Below are 18893 nucleotides of genomic sequence, written 5' to 3'. Positions count from 1 at the left end.
GGTCGGGCCTGCTGTGTATCTTGATCAGCCTTTGGCCGTTTGGGCGGTCACGATCCAGTTTTTCGAAGATTGGCCCCGCGAGGCGAATCCGAGCGTTTTACATAAAAAAATTTGAGGAGCACATCGATGCGCGTCATTCTGCTGGGAGCTCCCGGGGCCGGTAAAGGTACTCAGGCAAAGTTCATCACCGAAAAATTCGGTATCCCGCAAATCTCCACCGGCGACATGCTGCGTGCCGCGGTCAAGGCGGGCACGCCACTGGGCGTTCAAGCCAAGAGCATCATGGATGCCGGCGGCCTGGTGTCGGATGACCTGATCATCGCCCTGGTCAAGGATCGCATCGCTCAACCCGACTGCGCCAATGGCTTCCTGTTCGATGGCTTCCCGCGCACCATTCCCCAGGCTGAAGCCCTGGTGACTGCCGGTGTCGAACTGGATGCAGTGGTCGAGATTGCCGTTGAGGACGAGGAAATCGTCCAGCGCATTGCTGGTCGCCGCGTTCACGAGCCTTCCGGCCGCGTCTACCACACCGTCTACAATCCGCCGAAAACCGAAGGCAAGGACGACGTGACCGGTGAAGAGCTGGTGCAACGCAAGGACGACACCGAAGAAACCGTGCGTCATCGCCTGTCGGTCTACCATTCCCAGACCAAGCCGCTGGTGGACTTCTACCAGAAACTGTCGGCTGCCAATGGCAAGCCGAAATACAGCCATATCGAAGGCGTCGGTTCGGTTGAAGCGATCACCGCCAAGGTGCTTGCAGCCTTGAGCTGAAAAGCCTGATCAGTTGCATCAACTACGGCCCGCTTGCGGGCCGTAGTTGTTTATACTGGCGCACTTTTTCCCACCTGATTTACGGACACATCGATGAGCACCTTGCTGGCCCTGGACACCGCGACTGAAGCTTGCTCCGTTGCCTTGCTGCACGACGGCAAGGTCACGAGCCATTACGAGGTGATCCCGCGCCTGCACGCGCAGAAGCTGCTGCCGATGAACCAGCAACTATTGAGCGACGCCGGCACGACCTTGCAGGCGGTGGATGCGATTGCCTTTGGCCGTGGGCCGGGGGCGTTTACCGGTGTGCGCATCGCCATCGGTGTGGTGCAAGGGCTGGCATTTGCCCTGGAGCGTCCGGTGCTGCCGGTATCGAACCTCGCGGTGCTGGCCCAGCGTGCCTTGCGCGAACAGGGCGCTCGCCAAGTTGCCGCGGCCATCGATGCGCGCATGGATGAGGTGTATTGGGGCTGCTATCGCGAAACCGACGGCGAGATGCGCCTGGTCGGTGCTGAAGCGGTGTTGCCGCCCGAAGCGGCGGCGTTGCCGGGCGATGCCAGCGGTGATTGGTTCGGCGCCGGCACCGGTTGGGGCTATGGCGAGCGGATCGGTGTCAGTCTCATCGGCCAGGACGCCACCCTGCTGCCCCATGCCGAAGACCTGCTGGCCCTGGCACGCTTCGCCTGGGAACGCGGCGAGGCCATTCCAGCGGATGATGCACAGCCCGTTTACTTGCGGGACAAAGTCGCAACCCCCAAGTCCGAGCGGTAAAAAGCATCACTCCGCTCTCGAGCGGGCAGCGTTGTGGCGAGGGAGCTTGCTCCCGCTGGGCTGCGAAGCGGCCCCCAGAAAATTGATTTCAGGCCGGCAAGATAAGGCGCGAATCAGATTTCGGGGCCGCTTCGCGCCCCAGCGGGAGCAAGCTCCCTCGCCACAAAAGCATGGGGTCACCCCAAAAAGCGGTGTCTCGCAAAAGTCATTTACGCCCCCAAAAGTCACACCCGACCTTGCCAGTCGTCTCTTTTTCCGCCCGTTTTTAAACCTTTTCGACTTTATGTGTTCTAGTTATCACTTGCGCATTTGCGCGGCTGCGAAAGTGCCGCTAAATTGCCATCATTGATACCGAGCATTCTGTTATGCGTATAGACGGCGTTTCATCCCAGTCCTACCCCATCAAGCGTCGGCCTCGTGCGGGTAAAGCCAGCGAGCCGGAAAACTTCGATGACATCGATGGCGAGGTGGAATTTCCGTCTGAAGAGCAACTGGCCGCCCGCGCCGCCAAAGCCTCTGCGCAACGCCTGAGCAATCTCCCCGCCCGTCAGCAAGACATGCTTTATCACCGTGCGATGAGCCGCAGTGTCTCCACGGCCCTGGCGAGTTACCTGAGCACCGCCGGTTTTGTCGATTGGGATATGGAAGTGCTGGGACTCGATCTCTACATCTGATGGTCTTGCCTTACTACCTGGGCTGTCCGTCCTGGAGCGAAAACGCCTGGCGCGATTACCTTTATCCCCAGGATGCGAAAAGCACCGATTTCCTCGATCTCTATTCCCAAGTGTTCAATGCCGTGGAAGGCAATACGACCTTCTATGCCAGCCCGGCTGCGACGACCGTGCAGCGCTGGGCCGAGATCATGCCCAAGCACTTTCGCTTCACCGCCAAGTTCCCTGGCGACATCAGCCACAATGGCGACTTGCGCGAGCGCCTGACGGCCACTGAAACCTTCCTGCAACTACTCAGCCCCTTGGGCGAGCGCGTTGCGCCGTATTGGCTGCAACTGTCCAAGGCCTTTACCCCGAATCGGTTGCCGGAACTGGCGGGGTTCATCGACGCCTTGCAGCGCCCCTTGGCGGTCGAAGTCCGTCACGACGATTTTTTTGCCAAGGGCGACGCCGAACGACGGCTCAATCGCTTGTTGCTCGATCGCGGCGTCGAACGCATCTGCCTCGATCCCCGGGCCTTGTTCAGTTGCACCTCCCTTGATCCCGCCGTGCTTCACGCACAATCGAAAAAGCCCCGGGTGCCGCCCCGGCCTGCGGCGTTCACCCAATGCCCGCAAGTGCGCTTCATCGGCCATCCGGTGCTGGAAGCCAACGAGCCGTTCCTGACGCCATGGGTAGAAAAAATCGCCGCGTGGATCGAAGAAGGGCGCACGCCCTATATCTTCCTGCACACCGCCGACAACCGGCTGGCCGCCAGGCTCGCGCAACGTTTTCACGAGCGATTGATGCATCGATTGCCTGGCTTGCCGGCCCTGCCTGCGCTATATAGAGAGCCCGCCGCCGAGCAACTGGGTTTGCTCTGAGGCCCACTCCCTCTCTGCTCAGGAGCGAACTACATGGAAGCGCACATTCGTCGAGCCCAGGCGTTCAAGGCCTTGCACGAACGCGAAGGGGCTTTTGTCATTCCCAACCCGTGGGACGCCGGTTCGGCCAAGATGCTGGCCAGCCTCGGCTTTGAAGCCTTGGCGACCACCAGTGCCGGGCACGCCTTTTCCCTGGGCCGACCCGATGGCGCGCTGGGCCTGGATGACACCCTGGCCAACGTGCGGGCGATTGTCGCGGCCACTGACCTGCCGGAGGCCGTCGACCTGGAAAACGGTTTTGCCGATGCCCCCGCGGATTGCGCCCGCAGCCTGCTCCGAGCCGCGGAGGCCGGCGCGGTGGGTGGTACGATCGAAGATGCCACGGGGCGCGAAGACAGCCCGATCTATTGCTTCGACCACGCGGTAGCTCGGGGCAAGGCTGCCGCCGAGGCCGTGCGCAGCTTGCCGTTTCCCTTCCTGCTGACTGCCCGGGCGGAAAATTTCCTGCATGGCAATCCGGACCTGGACGACACCATTCGCCGCCTCAAGGCCTTCGCGGCCGCGGGGGCCGACGTGTTGTACGCCCCGGGGCTGAGCAGCGCCGAACAAGTGCTCGCGGTGGTGCAGGCCGTGGCGCCAAAACCGGTGAACGTGCTGATGTCCGGGGCGCTGGACCTGACGGTGGCGCAGTTGAGCGAGCTGGGCGTCAAGCGCATCAGTGTCGGCTCGGCGCTGGCCCTGGCCGCGTATGGCGAGTTTTTCCGCGCCGCCGAGGAGATCCAGGAGCAGGGCACATTCACCTTCACGCGCCGCTCGATGCCGTTCAAGCAGGCCAACCAATTATTCAAGGGTTGATGCCCGAGGCAATATCGTGCGGTTTTTGAAAGCGCTTGCGGTCGTGGCCCTGCTCATTGGCCTTGCCGTGCTGGGGGTATGGCGCGGCTGGGTGGCGCTGCCGCCCCAATGGAATCCCTGGGCGCCTTTGGACGTCAACCTGGCGCCCAACCTGCTCACCCGTTTCAAACTCATGGCCCTGCGCAACGACCCGCAGCTGTGCGACCAGGCCCTCGCCACCTCCGGGCTGCGCACCGCGCGCCAGGCCGACAGCGGCGCCAATACCACATGCCCATTGACCAATGTGTTGAGGGTGCAGGGCGGTGAGGTGGCCTTGAGCAGCAGCTTCCTCGCCAGTTGTCCGCTGGCGGTGGCGTTCGCGCTGTTCGAGCGTCACGGGTTGCAGCCGGCGGCCATGGCGGTCTACGGGCAGAAAGTGACGCGGGTCGATCACCTGGGCAGTTTCGCCTGTCGCAACATGTACGGGCGTGAGAGCGGGGCGCGCAGCCAGCACGCCACCGCCAGCGCGCTGGACATCGCCGGGTTTCGCCTGGCCGATGGGCGCACGATCAGCGTGCTCAGGGACTGGCCCAAGGACACGGCCGATGCGCGCTTTTTGCGTCAGGCTCGGGATGGCGCCTGCGATATGTTCAGTGTGGTCTTGAGCCCGGATTACAACGCGGCGCACCGCAACCATTTTCATCTGGATGTGGGGCCAGGGTGGATCTGTCGTTGATTTAAGCGGCGATGCGCAGGTTCTGCAGCACGATCGGACGTGCCCAGCGGGTGTCGAAGTCCAGGTGTTTCTGCTGCGCCACCAATTCCTCTTCCGGGAACGGCGGGAACGGATTGTCCAGCAGGTCGAGTTCGAATTCGGCGATGGGCAGGAACAGCGGTTCTGGCGGCTTGACCTGTGTTTCGGGCACTTCGCAGGTGCGCTGGCTGACGATGTGCGCCAGCAGTTCGGCACCGAGGGTCGGTTCAACGGCCTCATCGAGGGGCTCTGGCTGGTAGCTGCCGGGTGCCGGAGCGTTATCACCCAGTTGATCGGCCAGGGCCCGGGCAAAAAAATCCTGCCACAGGTGACTGACGCCGCTCAGCGCTTGGGTGTTACGCAGGCTGTAATCGCCGTAAGGGGAGATAACGCCTATCGATGTGGATTGAATGTCTGACATTTTTCTCGGTCGACGCTCAGCTCTGGCAAAATGCCGTTCACCGTTGTTATCGGCCGTTTTTGCCGATCCTTAATTTTTTGAGCATGTTTTCCATAAGTGAACAACTTCCATGAGTGAGCAACCCGCGGCCTGCCGCATCCATGTCGAGGCCCTGGCCCCGGCCTTCCAACCGCAGGCCGAACACTGGGCCGAGCGGCTTGGCCTGCCTTTGCAAGGGGACGAAGGCGAGTTCGCCTTGCAGGTCGGTGAGCAAGGGGTGCAGTTGCAGCAGTTGGGCCCGGATGCGCCAGGGCCGGTGCGCGTGGACTTCGTCGAGGGTGGGGCGGCCCATCGGCGGTTGTACGGCGGCGGCAGTGGCCAGATGATCGCCAAGGCAGTCGGGATCGCCCAGGGTGTGCGCCCGCGGGTGCTGGATGCCACCGCCGGGTTGGGCAAGGATGCGTTTGTGCTGGCCAGCCTGGGCTGTGAAATGAGCCTGATCGAGCGTCAGCCGCTGATTGCGGCCTTGTTGGAGGATGGCCTGGCTCGTGGCGCAGAGGACTTCGACGTGGCGCCGATCGTGGCGCGCATGCGCCTGCTCAAGGGCAACGCCATCGAGGTGATGCGCAACTGGGAAGGCGAACCGCCCCAGGTGATCTATCTGGACCCGATGTTCCCTCATCGTGAAAAAACCGCCCTGGTGAAGAAGGAAATGCGCCTGTTCCGGCCCCTGGTGGGCGATGACCCGGACGCCCCGGCGCTGCTCGCCGCGGCCCTGGCCTTGGCGACTCATCGAGTGGTGGTCAAGCGCCCACGCAAGGCCCCGTGCATCGAAGGGCCGAAGCCGAGCCATGGGCTCGATGGCAAGTCCAGTCGCTACGACATCTATCCGAAGAAAGCGCTCAAGCCTTGAGACCGAGTGGCCTGCATCGCGAGCAAGCTCGCTCCCACAGGGGCCGGTGGCGGGCGCTGATTCTGTGAACCCCGTCGATCAAACTGTGGGAGCGGGCTTGCTCGCGAAAGCGGTGGGTCAGTTGGTGAAGGTGTTGAATAGGTCGCCGCCTTCGCGAGCAGGCTCGCTCCCACATTGGATCTGTAGTGTTCATCAAACCCTGTGGGAGCGAGCTTGCTCGCGATGAGGCCCAGACAGCCAGCAAAAATTCCGCTGACTGGCCTAAGGCCGATAAGCCCGCACGAACAACCCCACCACTTCCTGCACATGGGCCTCGGCGGCTTCGGGTTCCGGGGCCGGGCCGCAGCCAGTCAACAAGCGGAAGTTCGCCGCGCCCTTGATCAAGCAGAAGAAGTGTTCGGCGGCATTGCGCGGTTTATCGATGCTCAGGGCGCCGCTCTGGTTGACCTTGGCCAGCAGCCGCTCCATGCCTGAGAGCATCCGTTGCGGACCGGCTTCGTAGAAAATCGTCGACAGCTTCGGGTCCTGGCTGCCCAGGGCCATGATCAGGCGATGCAGGTTCAACGATTCATCGCTGTTGATCAGTTGATTGAACCCGCGGGCAATGTTCAGCAACACGTGGTCGATCGGAACGCCGTCAGGCCATTCGTAAAACAGCGATGGCACCTGCTCTTCACATTTGGCCATCACGGCAGCGGAAAACAGCGTCTCCTTGTCGTTGAAATGGCTGTAGACCGTCAGCTTCGAAACGCCCGCCTCGGTGGCGGCGGCGTCCATGCTGGTATTGGCATACCCCATGCTCAGGAACAGGCGTTTCGCCGCGTCGAGAATGGCCTGGCGCTTGGCCAGGTCCTTGGGGCGGCCAGGGCCGCTAGGGGATGAAGGATTGTTCGACATTCTTCGCTTTAATACTGGACTGGTGAGTTTGCTATTAATAACATACTCGCCAGTATAATTATTCCAAGCATCATTAGCGAAAGGTCACTCGCCATGTTCCGCTATGCCCTGCCCCTCGCCTTGCCAGTCGCCCTGGCTTTTTTATTGTCTGCGTGCGGTCATGACGAGCCGGTGCCCGTCGCCGTGCGTCCCGCCATGGTGGTCAAGCCTGAGCCGTCGGCCCAGGCGATGGACAGTTACCCTGGCGAAGTGCGAGCACGTTTCGAGCCTGAACTGGCCTTTCGCATTGGCGGCAAGGTGAGCCGACGACTGGTGGAAGAGGGGCAGCGGGTCAAGGCCAATCAACCGCTGGCCGAGCTCGACCCCGAGGACGTGCGCCTGCAACTGGAAGCGACCCGTGCCCAGGTCGCTGCCGCCGAGGCCAACCTGAACCTGGTCCGCGCCGAACGTGACCGCTACAAGACCTTGATGGAGCGGCAGATGGTCAGCCGCTCCCAATACGACAACGCCGAAAACCTCTACCGCTCCGGCACCGCACGGCTCAAGCAGATCAAGGCCGAGTTCGATGTCGCCAACAACCAGGCCAGCTATTCGGTGCTGCGTGCGCCCCAGGATGGCGTGGTGGCCCGGCGTTCGGTGGAAGTCGGGCAGGTGGTTTCGGCGGGACAAACCGTTTTCACCCTGGCCACCGATGGCGAGCGTGAAGTGCTGATCAGCCTGCCGGAACAGGGCTTTGGCCGGTTCAAGATCGGCCAGCCGGTGTCGGTCGAGTTGTGGAGCCAGCCTGACCAGCGCTTCAGCGGGCGGATTCGTGAGCTGTCGCCGGCCGCCGACCCCAAGTCCCGCACCTTCGCCGCCCGCGTGGCCTTCACCGCCGGCAGTGTTCCGGCGGAGCTGGGCCAAAGTGCCCGGGTGTTTATCCAGACGGCTGAAAAGGCGCCGCTGTCAGTGCCGCTATCAGCCCTCACTGCCGAGAATGGCGCCACCTACGTCTGGGTCGTCAACCCGGACAACACGGTCAGGAAAGCCCCGGTGCGCGTGGGTGCCTTCGGCGAAAAAACCGTGCCGGTGCTCGAAGGCTTGAGCGCCAATGACTGGGTGGTGGCGGCTGGCATACATGTGCTCCTCGACGGCCAGCAGGTGCGGCCGGTGGATCGCTCCAACCGCGTGGTCAACCTGGCGGCCAAGGAGTAATCCCAATGGGTTTCAATCTTTCCGAATGGGCGTTGCGTAACCGCCAGATCGTACTGTTCCTGATGCTGTTGCTGGCCATTGTCGGGGCGCTTTCCTACACCAAGCTCGGCCAGAGCGAAGACCCGCCGTTCACCTTCAAGGCCATGGTCATTCGCACCGTGTGGCCGGGGGCGACGGCCGAGGAAGTGTCGCGCCAAGTCACCGAGCGTATCGAAAAAAAGCTGATGGAAACCGGCGATTACGAAAAGATCGTCTCGTTCTCCCGCCCGGGGGAATCCCAAGTGACTTTCGCGGCGCGTGATTCCATGCATTCGGCGCAGATTCCCGAGCTGTGGTATCAGTTGCGCAAGAAGATCGGCGACATCCGCCACACCTTGCCGCCGGATGTCCAGGGGCCGTACTTCAACGATGAATTCGGCACTACCTTCGGCAATATCTACGCGCTGACCGGCGAAGGCTTCGACTATGCCGTGCTCAAGGACTACGCCGATCGCATCCAGCTCCAGCTGCAGCGAGTCAAGGATGTGGGCAAGGTCGAACTGATCGGTTTGCAGGACGAGAAGATCTGGATCGAGTTGTCAAACGTTAAGCTGGCGACCCTCGGCCTGCCCTTGGCGGCGGTCCAGCAGGCCCTTGAAGAGCAGAACACGGTTTCCACCGCCGGCTTCTTCGAAACCGGCAGCGAGCGTTTGCAGCTGCGGGTCTCGGGAAATTTCCAGACCGTGGAAGAGATCCGCAACTTCCCGATCCGGGTCGGCGATCGTACGTTCCGTATCAGCGACCTGGCGGACGTGCGTCGCGGTTTCAACGACCCGCCGGCGCCCCGCATGCGCTTCATGGGCGAAGACGCCATTGGCCTGGCCGTGGCGATGAAGCAAGGCGGGGATATCCTGATTCTGGGCAAGGCCCTTGAGGTCGACTTTGCTCGCCTCCAGAACTCACTGCCGGCCGGCATGCAATTGCACAAGGTGTCGGACCAGCCGGCGGCGGTGAAAACCGGGGTCGGTGAGTGCGTCCAGGTGCTGGTGGAAGCACTGACGATCGTGTTGCTGGTGAGCTTCTTCTCCCTCGGGCTGCGCACCGGGATGGTGGTGGCCCTGGCGATTCCTCTGGTGTTGGCGATGACCTTCGCCGCCATGTATTACCTGGGGATCGGCCTGCACAAGATTTCCCTCGGTGCGCTGGTGTTGGCCCTGGGGCTGCTGGGGGACGACGCGATCATTGCGGTGGAGATGATGGCGATCAAGATGGAGCAGGGCTTCGACCGGATCAAGGCGGCCAGCTTCGCCTGGACCAGCACCGCATTCCCGATGCTCACCGGTACCTTGATCCCGGCGGCGGGCTTCCTGCCGATCGCCACCGCGCAATCGGGCACCGGCGAATACACCCGTTCGATTTTCCAGGTGGTGACACTGGCATTGCTGGCCTCTTGGGTGGCTGCCGTGGTGTTCGTACCGTACCTGGGGGAAAAGCTCCTGCCGGACCTGGCGAAAATTCACGCGGCTAAACATGGCACGACTGACGGCCAGACCGACCCTTACGGCACGCCGTTCTATCAGCGTGTCCGGCGGATGGTGGAGTGGTGTGTGCGTCGGCGCAAAACCGTCATCCTGCTGACCGTGCTGTTGTTTGTCGGCTCGGTGGCGTTGTTCCGTTTCGTGCCGCAGCAGTTCTTCCCGGCATCGGGGCGGCTGGAGCTGATGGTCGACGTGAAGCTGCAGGAAGGCGCCTCCCTGAGCAATACCGCCGAGCAGGTCAAGCGCCTGGAAGCGCTGCTCAAGGACCATGCCGGCATCGACAACTATGTGGCCTACGTCGGCACCGGTTCACCGCGCTTCTACTTGCCCCTGGATCAACAGCTGCCGGCCTCCAGCTTCGCCCAGTTCGTGGTGCTGGCCAAGACCATCGAAGATCGCGAGCCGTTGCGCAGTTGGTTGATTTCGACCCTGAACGAGCAATTCCCGACCCTGCGCTCGCGGGTCACGCGCCTGGAAAACGGCCCGCCGGTCGGCTATCCGGTGCAGTTCCGCGTCACGGGTGAGCACATCGAAGAAGTCCGGGCCCTGGCGCGGAAAGTGGCGACAAAAGTTCGCGAAAACCCCTACGTGGTCAATGTGCACCTGGACTGGGAGGAGCCGAGCAAGGTGGTGTACCTCAACGTTGACCAGGACCGCGCCCGGGCCCTGGGCGTCAGCACCACCCACCTGGCGAGTTTCCTGCGCAGCTCCCTCACCGGCTCCAGCGTCAGCCAGTACCGGGAAGACAACGAACTGATCGAGATCCTGCTGCGCGGTACGGTGCATGAGCGCACCGAGCTGTCGTTGCTGCCGAGCCTGGCGGTGCCGACCGACAACGGCAAGAGCGTGGCCTTGTCGCAGATCGCGACGTTGGAATACGGTTTCGAGGAGGGCGTGATCTGGCACCGCAATCGGCTGCCGAGCGTGACCGTGCGGGCCGATATCTACGGCAAGGAACAACCGGCGACCCTGGTGCAACAGATCTTCCCGACCCTGGACCCGATTCGCGCCGAGCTGCCGGACGGTTACCTGCTGGAAGTGGGCGGTACGGTGGAGGATTCGGCCCGTGGCCAGAAATCGGTGAATGCCGGTGTGCCGTTGTTCATCGTGGTGGTGCTGACGCTGCTGATGCTGCAACTGCGCAGCTTCTCACGCACGGCCATGGTGTTCCTTACGGCGCCCCTGGGATTGATCGGCGTCACGCTGTTCCTGCTGGTGTTCCGCCAGCCGTTCGGCTTCGTCGCCATGCTGGGCACCATTGCGCTGTCGGGGATGATCATGCGCAACTCGGTGATCCTGGTGGACCAGATCGAGCAGGACATCAAGGCAGGGCTGGCGCCTTGGCAGGCGATCATCGAAGCCACGGTGCGGCGCTTCCGCCCCATCGTGCTCACCGCTCTGGCAGCGGTGCTGGCGATGATCCCGCTGTCGCGCAGCTTGTTCTTCGGCCCGATGGCGGTGGCGATCATGGGCGGCCTGATCGTGGCCACGGCGTTGACGCTGTTGTTCCTGCCGGCGTTGTATGCGGCGTGGTTCAGGGTCAAGAAAACCTGATCAACAGGTGTACACCTAACCTGTGGCGAGGGAGCTTGCTCCCGCTGGGCTGCGCAGCAACCGCAAAAGCTTGGGGCCGCTGCGCAGCCCAGCGGGAGCAAGCTCCCTCGCCACAGGATCGTGGTTTGTCAGATAGACAGTGTATTCATCGCGAGCAAGCTCGCTCCCACAGTGTTTTTGCGCTTGGCTTAGAGCGTACCGAACACTTTCTTCGCCAAACTGGTCGCCGCAGCCGCCGGGTTCTGGCGAATGGTGGCTTCCTGCTTGCCGATCATTTCGAACAAACCGTCCAGCGCCTGTTCGGTCACGTAGTTTTCGATGTTGGCGCTCTTGGCATCCAGCACGCCGAAAGTGGCGGCCTGGCCGGCGAAGGCATTGTATTGCTGGGCCAGGCCGACCTTGTCGGTGGCTTGCTTGACGATGGGCAGGAACTTGGCGCGGATCTGCTCGCGGCTGCTCTTGTTCAGGTATTGCGTGGCCGAGTCGTTGCCACCACTCAAGATGCCCTTGGCATCGCTCACGCTCATGTTCTTCACGGCATTGACCAGGATCGGCTGGGCCTGGACCACCGCGGCTTCGGCGGCCTGGTTCATGCTGGTTTCCAGTTGATCGACCTGCTCACCCATGCCGAAGGCCTTCATCTTGCTGGCAACTTTGCCCAGCTTGCCTGGCAGTTCGATCTTCACGTCCGGGTTGTTGCTGAAGCCGCCGGGAGTACCGAGTTGCTTGACCGCCACCTGCGCGCCTTGGGTCAAGGCGTCCTTGAGGCCACCCGTGGCATCTTGTTGCGACAGGTCGCCCAAGGACAGGGCCATGGCATTGGCGCAGATCAACAGGCCGGCACACAGGCCGGTGAAACGAAGGGTAGGGCGGAGCATGGCAGCTTCCTTGATGGAATTTAAAAGGAATCAGCGTGCGGCGTTGACGCGAATCTTCAACGGCTGCGGATCTTTGCCATCGAGTTGGACCGTATGCTGTTCAGTGGTGATGAACAGCAACTGGCCGTCCACTTCGATGCGGGCGTTCACGGCATAACGATGGCCGGGCTTGACCTGGTTGGCATCATAACTGAGGTGGAACGGCAACGGGACCTGGCCTTTGACCGGGCCGCTCTGCTCATCGAGCACCACCGCGGGAGCGTCGGCCAGGGAAACATCCTGCAGGCTCACGCTCAAGGTGGCGTTGGGCGGCAGGGCGATGCGTTGCAGATAGAAGACTTCGCCATCGAGGCTCGCGACGGAGGCGGCGGGTGGCGTTGATGATTGGCACGCGGCCAGCAGTGAAGTGAATGCAAGCAGAAGACATTTTTTCATGTGGAAGTACCTTTCCTTTGACGCCAGCAACACGCTGGCGCCAAAGAGAATCTGGAGGATTCGGCACCAAAAATCCAGCCGAAACGTAACGACTCAGATGTTGGGCGCGATCGGATGACCGGTTTCAATGGCTAATCGGAAGAATGCAGCTGTCTTGCACTTCGCTACAGTCATTGCGCTGAAAGCTGGACATCAACTTCCTGATCGCCGCCATTCCAGGTGAAGGTATGCTCGGCAGACAGGGAAGTGGGAGCGTAGCCGTCGATTCGCGCGCTCACAGTAAACTCTTCCTCTGGGCCAGCAACGTCGCTGTCAACGGTGAAGGTGACGATCCATGGCGTTTTCGGCGCTTGGTTGGAGCCGATACCGGCGGATGTACGAGGCGTTGTGAGAGTCACGTAAGTGCTGCCATTTCCAGGAGGTTGATAGCCGTCTGGCAGGTGAATGGTTGCGGTGATGGTATGCAGGTTCATGTTGAATTCCTTTTCAATACGTCGAGATTGACGTAAGCCCATCCTAGAGAGCTGCTCCAAAGTTCTCTGTAGGTCCTTTCTTCGTTTGACGTCACTTTGGCCGCTGCGCAACGTCGGAGTACGCCTGGGGATTGACCCACTCACTCACCAGAACCGTTCCATGGTTCACGGTGAGTGATCGGCATCCCTCAAAGGTTGGGGCTGACGGCAACTTCCGCCGCGTCTTCACTGCGATGCAACGCCACCTGGCGGATCGACAGGCGAATTTCCGCCGGCAGCACGCGCTTGGCCGCACCTTCGGCCAGTTCCCCCAGCAGCTCGTGGTAGCTGAGTTTGCCCGCCTCGTCGCGGCGCAGCACGTCGAGGTCGAGCATCGTCTGGATAAAGTGGCGGAACAGGCTCTTGTCGAAGAACTCCGGCGCATTCAGGCCATGCAGGATCGACAGGCGCTGGGCCATGACGGTGCAGAGGTCTTCCAGTTCTTCGGCGCTGACGGTGTTCTGGCCGCTGTTGAGCAGCAGCGAGACGGTCATGTAGAAGCGCTGCAAGGTCTGGGCGATGCTTTTCGACAGCAACGTCAGCAGCACGAAGTGCCGCGAACTTGGCGCCGGACGCAGGTACAGGTCGTTTTCGAAACGCAGCAGGCCCTGTTCGACGAACGCGTCGAGCCACTGATCGACCACGCCGTCCAGTTCTTCCAGCGACCAGCGAATGAACAGCTCCGATTGCAGGTACGGGTACAACGCATGGGTGTAGCGCAGGATTTGTTCGCGGCTCATGCGCGAGCTGCTCTGGAAGAAGCTCGCCAGCAGCGCCGGCAGGGCGAAGATGTGCAGCACGTTGTTGCGGGAGTAGGTCATCAGCACCGCGTTCTGCTCGTCCAGGTACAGAATCTTGCCCAGGGCATCGCTCTGTTCCGACAGCAGGTCCATGCCTTTGACGTGCTTGATCAGCGCTTGGCCATCGCCTTCGGGCAGGGTGGTGTGGGGCGAGTACGGGACTTTGCGCAACAACGCCAGGTACAGGTCGAGCACCCGGGCCATGGCGCGGTCGTCCAGGGCCAGGCGGCTGGTGGACAGCAGCGCCAGGGCGACGAGGTTGACCGGGTTGATGGCCGCGGCTTCGTTCAGGTGCCGGGCCACGCGTTCGCCGAGGCGGTGGGTGGTCGCGTTGAGCCAGGCCGGTTTGAATTGCGGGCCCAATTCCTGTTGGCGCCAATCCGGTTGTTCGCTGTCGAGGAATTCCGCCAGCTTGATGGGATCGCCGAAGTTCACCGCCACCTGGCCGAAGCGCTGCTTGAGGGCGCCGATGACCTTGAAGATGTCGAAGATCGATTCTTTTTTCTTGCTGGCCCCGCGCAGTTCGCCCAGGTAGGTACGGCCTTCCAGTACCCGTTCATAACCGATGTAGACCGGCACGAAGACGATGGGCATGCGTGACGAACGCAGGAAGCTGCGCAGGGTGATGGCGAGCATGCCGGTCTTGGGTTGCAGCATGCGCCCGGTGCGCGAACGACCGCCCTCGACGAAGTATTCCACCGGAAAGCCTTTGGTGAACAGCGTGTGCAGGTATTCGTTGAACACCGCGGTGTAAAGCGGGTTGCCCTTGAAGGTGCGGCGCATGAAAAACGCCCCGCCACGGCGCAGCAGGCCGCCGATCACTGGCATGTTGAGGTTGATGCCGGCAGCGATGTGCGGTGGCGTCAGGCCGTTGCGAAACAGCAGGTATGACAGCAGCAGGTAGTCGATGTGGCTGCGGTGGCACGGCACATAGATGACTTCGTGGCCCTGGGCGACGTTCTGCACGCCTTCGATGTGGTTGACCTTGATGCCGTCGTAGATCTTGTTCCAGAACCAGCTCAGCACCACTTCCAGGAAACGGATCGCGGTGTAGGTGTAGTCCGAGGCGATCTCGTTGCCGTAGCGCAGGGCCTGGGCCTTGGCTTTTTCCGGGGAGATCTTTTCCCGCTCGGCTTCCTCGGCAATCGCCTGCTTGACCAGCGGCTGGTTCAACAGGCCCTTGACCAGATGACGTCGGTGGGAAATGTCGGGGCCGATGACCGCCGCCTTCAGATTGCGGAAGTGCACCCGCAGGATCCGCTGGGCCATGCGCACGGTGCGTTCGTGGCCCTTGTCGTGTTCGATCAATTCGCGCAGGTGGATCGGCGCGGAGAATTGCACGCGGGTCTTGCGCCCCAGGATCATGATGCTCAGCAGGCGACGCAGGCGCCCGGTAACGGCCCAGCTGTCGGCGAACAACAGTTTCCAAGGGCTGGATTCGCTGTCCGGCGACTGCCCCCAGAACACGCTGACCGGGATGATCTGTGCATCCTCGGCGGCGTTGTGGGTCAGGGCGTCGACCAGCCGCGTCAGGGTGGGCGGCGCACCGCGCTTGTCCTGGCGCCCGATCCAGTCTGGCGCTGGCGTCAGGTAGAAAAACGCCGCTGGCTCCAGCAGGTTGCCCACCGAGACCGGCAGCACCGGACGGGGCAGGCCGGCCTTGGTGCATTCGGTGTCGAGCACCGCCAGGTCGGTGAGCGAGGGATCTTGCAGGACGTAGAACACCGGACGACTGCGGTCGAGGTTGAGGGTGAAGGACGACTGGTTGATCGTCTCGGAGCGAACCCAGAGGTACAACAGTCGGCGCAGGGTGCCAAACACAAGACGGCGGAACGGGGAGCGGGTCATACGGCTTCTGCATGAGTGGATAAAACCGAGCGGCTGCTCGAGCCCGCTAGTGTGCCGGATTCATCGAAAATCGGCAAAAAAGCGCCGAAGTAAAGTCAGTTGAGAGTTTTTCCGGGTGTCATATACTCGGCCGGTTACTGCCCCGGCCTTCTCCATGGACGGCCGGACGGTGGCTTAGGTTCGTACGGCTTTGCCTTTTGCGGTTGGGCGGGAAAAGCCGACTTAATAATAAGAGATGGGAGTGAGCATCATGGCAGCACGGGAAACCGGCAGTGTGAAGTGGTTCAACGACGCGAAGGGTTACGGCTTCATCCAGCGTGAAGGCAGCGCGGATGTATTCGTGCACTACCGCGCGATTCGCGGCGAAGGCCACCGTTCACTGACTGAAGGCCAGCAGGTCGAGTACGCGGTGGTGGAAGGGCAGAAGGGCTTGCAGGCTGAGGATGTGGTGGGGTTGTAACCCGCATTTGCTAGCTATACAAAACCCATTGTGGGAGCGAGCTTGCTCCCACAGTTTTGAATGGGGTGCCACATAGTTCGTGCCCACCACATATCCCCTGTGGGAGCGAGCTTGCTCGCGATGACGGCGTTACATTCAACATCACCGTCTCAGGCAGACCGCTATCGCGAGCAAGCTCGCTCCCACAGGGGGCTTCGGTGGGCTGGGAGTCAGCGTTACGCCGTCTTCCAGGTAATCTCTTCTTCCCCATCGGTGCTGATGCGAATCCAGCGGTCCGCCGATTCTTCTCCTTCTTCTTCCACCCAGGAGCCAGGCGCGCAGCGCACTTCGACGTTCAGCGCGGCGAAGGCGGCGCGGGCGCAGGCGATGTCGTCTTCCCACGGGGTCTGGTCGCTTTCCAGGTACAGGCTGTTCCATTTGCCCACGGCCTTGGGCAGCCAGGTCACCGGGATGTTGCCGGCCTTGCACTTGTAGGTCTGGCCTTTCTGTACCCAGTCGCTGCAAGGGCCCAGGGCCTGGCCGAGCCAGTTGGCAATGGCCTTGTGGTCGACGTCGGCGTCCTTCAGGTAAATCTCGATATCGGGTTGGCGCATGGATGTCCTCGCTGCGGTCTTGAAAAATCCATTCGCGGATTTAACTGGCCCCAGGCGATTGCCCGAGGCCTAAAGGTCATTATTGAAGAATGAAATAATCGTAGCGCATCGACACCGTGACTTCGAACGGCTCGGCCTGCTCGATCACGCTGGCACGGCGTTCGGCACTGGCGCGCCAGCCATGGGGCGTCATCGCCAGCAGGTTGGCGCGGTCCTGGCCATCGGTGAGCACCAGTTTGAATTCGAGGGTTTCGCTGTGATCCAGCGCCATGCCCGGTGGTACCAGAGCCAGGTGCTTATCGTCGGTGTATTCACGCACTTCGTCGTAGAGACGCTCGCGCAATTCCATCAGGTGACCGGCGGTGGGGCCGACTTTCATCAGTCCGCCGCCGGGGCTGAGCAAGCGCTTGGCCTCCTGCCAGTCCAGCGGGCTGAAAACGCTGGCCAGGAACTGGCAACAGCCGTCCGCCAGTGGCACCCGGGCCATGCTGGCGATCAACCAGGTCAGTTGCGGGTTACGCTTGCAGGCTCGTTTGACTGCTTCGCGGGAGATGTCCAAGGCATAGCCATCGGCATTGGGCAGCGCTTCGGCAATTTGCGCGGTGTAGTAGCCTTCACCGCAACCGATGTCGAGCCAGCGCCCAGGCGCGCGTTCGGCGGCCAACTCGGCCAGGCGCCGGGCGACCGGGGCGTAATGCCCGGCGTTGAGAAAGTCGCGGCGAGCCTCGACCATCGCCTGGTTGTCGCCAGGGTCGCGGCTGTTCTTGTGCTGCACCGGCAGCAGGTTCAGGTAACCCTGCCGCGCACGGTCGAACCGATGCCCGGCCGGGCACACCACGCCGTTGTCCACTGCGTTCAGCGGTTCACTGCAGATCGGGCAGGCGAGCATCAGGCGAGCAACTTGATCAGCGTCTTGTAGTAGATCTCGGTGAGCACGTCGAGATCGGCGGCCAGCACACGCTCGTTGACTTGGTGGATGGTCGCGTTGACCGGCCCCAGTTCTACCACTTGCGTGCCCATGGTGGCGATGAAACGACCGTCGGACGTGCCGCCGCTGGTGGAGGCTTTGGTCTCGCGGCCGGTCACGTCCCTGATGCTCGACGACACGGCGTCCAGCAAGGCACCCGGCTCAGTGAGGAATGGCAGGCCGGACAAGGCCCAGTCGATGTGCCAGTCCAGTTGATGCTTGTCGAGGATATCGGCGACGCGCTGTTGCAGGCCTTCGACGGTGGATTCGGTGGAGAAGCGGAAATTGAACACCGCCTCCAGGTCACCGGGGATCACGTTGGTCGCACCGGTGCCGGAGTTGAGGTTGGAGATCTGGAAACTGGTCGGCGGGAAGAAATCGTTGCCGTGGTCCCAGTGCTCGGCGGCCAATTCAGCCAGGGCCGGCGCGGCCAGATGGATCGGGTTCTTCGCCAGGTGTGGATAAGCCACGTGGCCTTGCTTGCCGCGTACGGTCAGCTTCGCGCCGAGGGAGCCGCGACGACCATTCTTGACCACGTCGCCCACCAACGTGGTACTCGACGGCTCGCCGACGATGCACCAGTCCAGTCGTTCCTGGCGGGCCTTGAGGCGTTCGACCACGGCTTTGGTGCCGTGGTGGGCCGGGCCTTCTTCATCGCTGGTGATCAGGAAAGTCAGCGAGCCCTTGTGATCCGGGTAATCGGCGACGAACCGCTCGGCCGCCACGACCATCGCCGCCAGGCTGCCTTTCATGTCCGCCGCGCCACGACCGCAGAGCATGCCCTGTTCGTCGATGACCGCATCGAACGGGTCGAGCTGCCAGGCCTGCACCGGACCGGTCGGCACCACGTCGGTGTGCCCGGCGAAGCACAGCACCGGGCCGTCATGCTTGCCATGGCTGGCCCAGAAGTTATCCACATCCTCGATGCGCATCGGCTCAAGCTTGAAACCGGCGGCGCCCAGGCGCTGCATCATGATGTTTTGGCAATCGGCATCCACCGGCGTCACGGACGGACGGCGGATCAGGTCGCAGGCGAGTTGCAGGGTCGGCGAGAGGTCGGCGTGGGCCGTCATGAAAAACTCCGGAAGCTGGAAAGGAGATCGCAGTCCCTGTGGGAGCGGGCTTGCTCGCGAAGCTCTTAGCGTCAGTGATGACGCCTTCGCGAACAAGCCCGCACACCACGGGCCGGAGATCGCCCGGTTGATGGTGTTGGGCCGCCGCATACAAAAAGGACGTTAGAGTATCACCAAACGAGCGG

Annotated in this window: 18 protein-coding genes and 1 pseudogene; 10 read left to right on the top strand and 9 right to left on the bottom strand. The window is 62.2% G+C overall.

The features are described from left to right. The first annotated feature begins 126 nt into the window (after positions 1-126). The 6 genes from adk to HGO40_RS14830 all read left to right on the top strand — a co-directional run bounded on the left by adk (position 127) and on the right by HGO40_RS14830 (position 4649). Complete coding sequence (gene adk / locus HGO40_RS14855; RefSeq protein ID WP_072408226.1) at positions 127-774, top strand: adenylate kinase; 648 nt, start codon at positions 127-129, stop codon at positions 772-774. A gap of 93 nt (positions 775-867) precedes the next feature. Beyond that, positions 868-1545 carry a tRNA (adenosine(37)-N6)-threonylcarbamoyltransferase complex dimerization subunit type 1 TsaB gene (tsaB, locus tag HGO40_RS14850; RefSeq protein ID WP_250963608.1) on the top strand — a complete coding sequence of 226 codons (678 nt, stop codon included), beginning with the start codon at positions 868-870 and terminating at the stop codon, positions 1543-1545. A gap of 365 nt (positions 1546-1910) precedes the next feature. After that, on the top strand, positions 1911-2219 hold the full coding sequence (locus HGO40_RS14845; RefSeq protein WP_186705474.1) for a hypothetical protein: 309 nt from the start codon (positions 1911-1913) through the stop codon (positions 2217-2219). Continuing rightward, positions 2219-3079, top strand: a complete 861-nt coding sequence (locus tag HGO40_RS14840) for a DUF72 domain-containing protein (RefSeq protein ID WP_250963607.1) — start codon at positions 2219-2221, stop codon at positions 3077-3079. Before HGO40_RS14845 ends, HGO40_RS14840 begins: the two co-directional genes overlap by 1 nt. Positions 3080-3112: 33 nt before the next feature. Continuing rightward, complete coding sequence (locus tag HGO40_RS14835; protein ID WP_250963606.1) at positions 3113-3934, top strand: isocitrate lyase/PEP mutase family protein; 822 nt, start codon at positions 3113-3115, stop codon at positions 3932-3934. A 16-nt stretch (positions 3935-3950) separates the two neighbouring features. Then, positions 3951-4649, top strand: coding sequence for an extensin-like domain-containing protein (locus tag HGO40_RS14830; RefSeq protein WP_250963605.1), 699 nt, complete (start codon positions 3951-3953; stop codon positions 4647-4649). Positions 4650-4674: 25 nt separating this feature from the next. On the opposite strand, the pseudogene HGO40_RS14825 reads toward HGO40_RS14830, so the two are convergent. Beyond that, positions 4675-5088: pseudogene (locus HGO40_RS14825) on the bottom strand (energy transducer TonB); the annotation flags it as partial. A gap of 109 nt (positions 5089-5197) precedes the next feature. Here HGO40_RS14825 and HGO40_RS14820 point away from each other — a divergent pair. Further along, entirely contained in the window at positions 5198-5980 is a 783-nt protein-coding gene (locus tag HGO40_RS14820) for a class I SAM-dependent methyltransferase (protein ID WP_250963603.1), read from the top strand. Between the two features lie 261 nt (positions 5981-6241). Here HGO40_RS14820 and HGO40_RS14815 read toward each other — a convergent pair whose 3' ends face one another. Then, complete coding sequence (locus tag HGO40_RS14815; RefSeq protein ID WP_250963602.1) at positions 6242-6877, bottom strand: TetR/AcrR family transcriptional regulator; 636 nt, start codon at positions 6875-6877, stop codon at positions 6242-6244. A 93-nt stretch (positions 6878-6970) separates the two neighbouring features. Between HGO40_RS14815 and HGO40_RS14810 the strand changes: the two genes are divergently transcribed. Together HGO40_RS14810 and HGO40_RS14805 are read left to right on the top strand one after the other, a co-directional pair. After that, positions 6971-8071, top strand: coding sequence for an efflux RND transporter periplasmic adaptor subunit (locus tag HGO40_RS14810; protein WP_250963601.1), 1101 nt, complete (start codon positions 6971-6973; stop codon positions 8069-8071). A 5-nt stretch (positions 8072-8076) separates the two neighbouring features. Beyond that, entirely contained in the window at positions 8077-11142 is a 3066-nt protein-coding gene (locus HGO40_RS14805) for an efflux RND transporter permease subunit (protein ID WP_250963600.1), read from the top strand. Between the two features lie 188 nt (positions 11143-11330). On the opposite strand, the gene HGO40_RS14800 is transcribed toward HGO40_RS14805, so the two are convergent. The 4 genes from HGO40_RS14800 to plsB all read right to left on the bottom strand — a co-directional run bounded on the left by HGO40_RS14800 (position 11331) and on the right by plsB (position 15615). Beyond that, positions 11331-12020, bottom strand: a complete 690-nt coding sequence (locus HGO40_RS14800; protein ID WP_186705483.1) for a DUF4197 domain-containing protein — start codon at positions 12018-12020, stop codon at positions 11331-11333. Between the two features lie 30 nt (positions 12021-12050). After that, complete coding sequence (locus tag HGO40_RS14795; RefSeq protein WP_250963599.1) at positions 12051-12455, bottom strand: YbaY family lipoprotein; 405 nt, start codon at positions 12453-12455, stop codon at positions 12051-12053. A gap of 170 nt (positions 12456-12625) precedes the next feature. After that, positions 12626-12928, bottom strand: coding sequence for a hypothetical protein (locus HGO40_RS14790; RefSeq protein WP_250963598.1), 303 nt, complete (start codon positions 12926-12928; stop codon positions 12626-12628). Between the two features lie 188 nt (positions 12929-13116). After that, positions 13117-15615, bottom strand: coding sequence for a glycerol-3-phosphate 1-O-acyltransferase PlsB (plsB, locus tag HGO40_RS14785; RefSeq protein ID WP_250963597.1), 2499 nt, complete (start codon positions 15613-15615; stop codon positions 13117-13119). Between the two features lie 250 nt (positions 15616-15865). On the opposite strand from plsB, the gene HGO40_RS14780 reads away from it, so the two are divergent. Continuing rightward, entirely contained in the window at positions 15866-16075 is a 210-nt protein-coding gene (locus tag HGO40_RS14780; RefSeq protein WP_207965472.1) for a cold shock domain-containing protein, read from the top strand. 215 nt (positions 16076-16290) lie between these two features. Here the strand turns inward: HGO40_RS14780 and HGO40_RS14775 are convergent, their stop codons facing one another. From HGO40_RS14775 to dapE, 3 genes are all read right to left on the bottom strand, one after another. Continuing rightward, entirely contained in the window at positions 16291-16668 is a 378-nt protein-coding gene (locus HGO40_RS14775; protein WP_250963596.1) for a hypothetical protein, read from the bottom strand. A gap of 79 nt (positions 16669-16747) precedes the next feature. Then, the gene (locus tag HGO40_RS14770) at positions 16748-17557 is read right to left on the bottom strand and encodes a putative RNA methyltransferase (protein ID WP_250963595.1); all 810 of its coding nucleotides are present in this window, start codon (positions 17555-17557) and stop codon (positions 16748-16750) included. Beyond that, positions 17557-18708 carry a succinyl-diaminopimelate desuccinylase gene (dapE, locus tag HGO40_RS14765; RefSeq protein ID WP_250963594.1) on the bottom strand — a complete coding sequence of 384 codons (1152 nt, stop codon included), beginning with the start codon at positions 18706-18708 and terminating at the stop codon, positions 17557-17559. Before dapE ends, HGO40_RS14770 begins: the two co-directional genes overlap by 1 nt. Positions 18709-18893 lie beyond the last annotated feature (185 nt).

The organism is Pseudomonas sp. CG7, assembly GCF_023701885.1.
Lineage (GTDB): Bacteria > Pseudomonadota > Gammaproteobacteria > Pseudomonadales > Pseudomonadaceae > Aquipseudomonas > Aquipseudomonas zanjanensis.
Note: the sequence above shows the minus strand (reverse complement) of the source record. Positions and strands in the feature narration are given on the sequence as shown.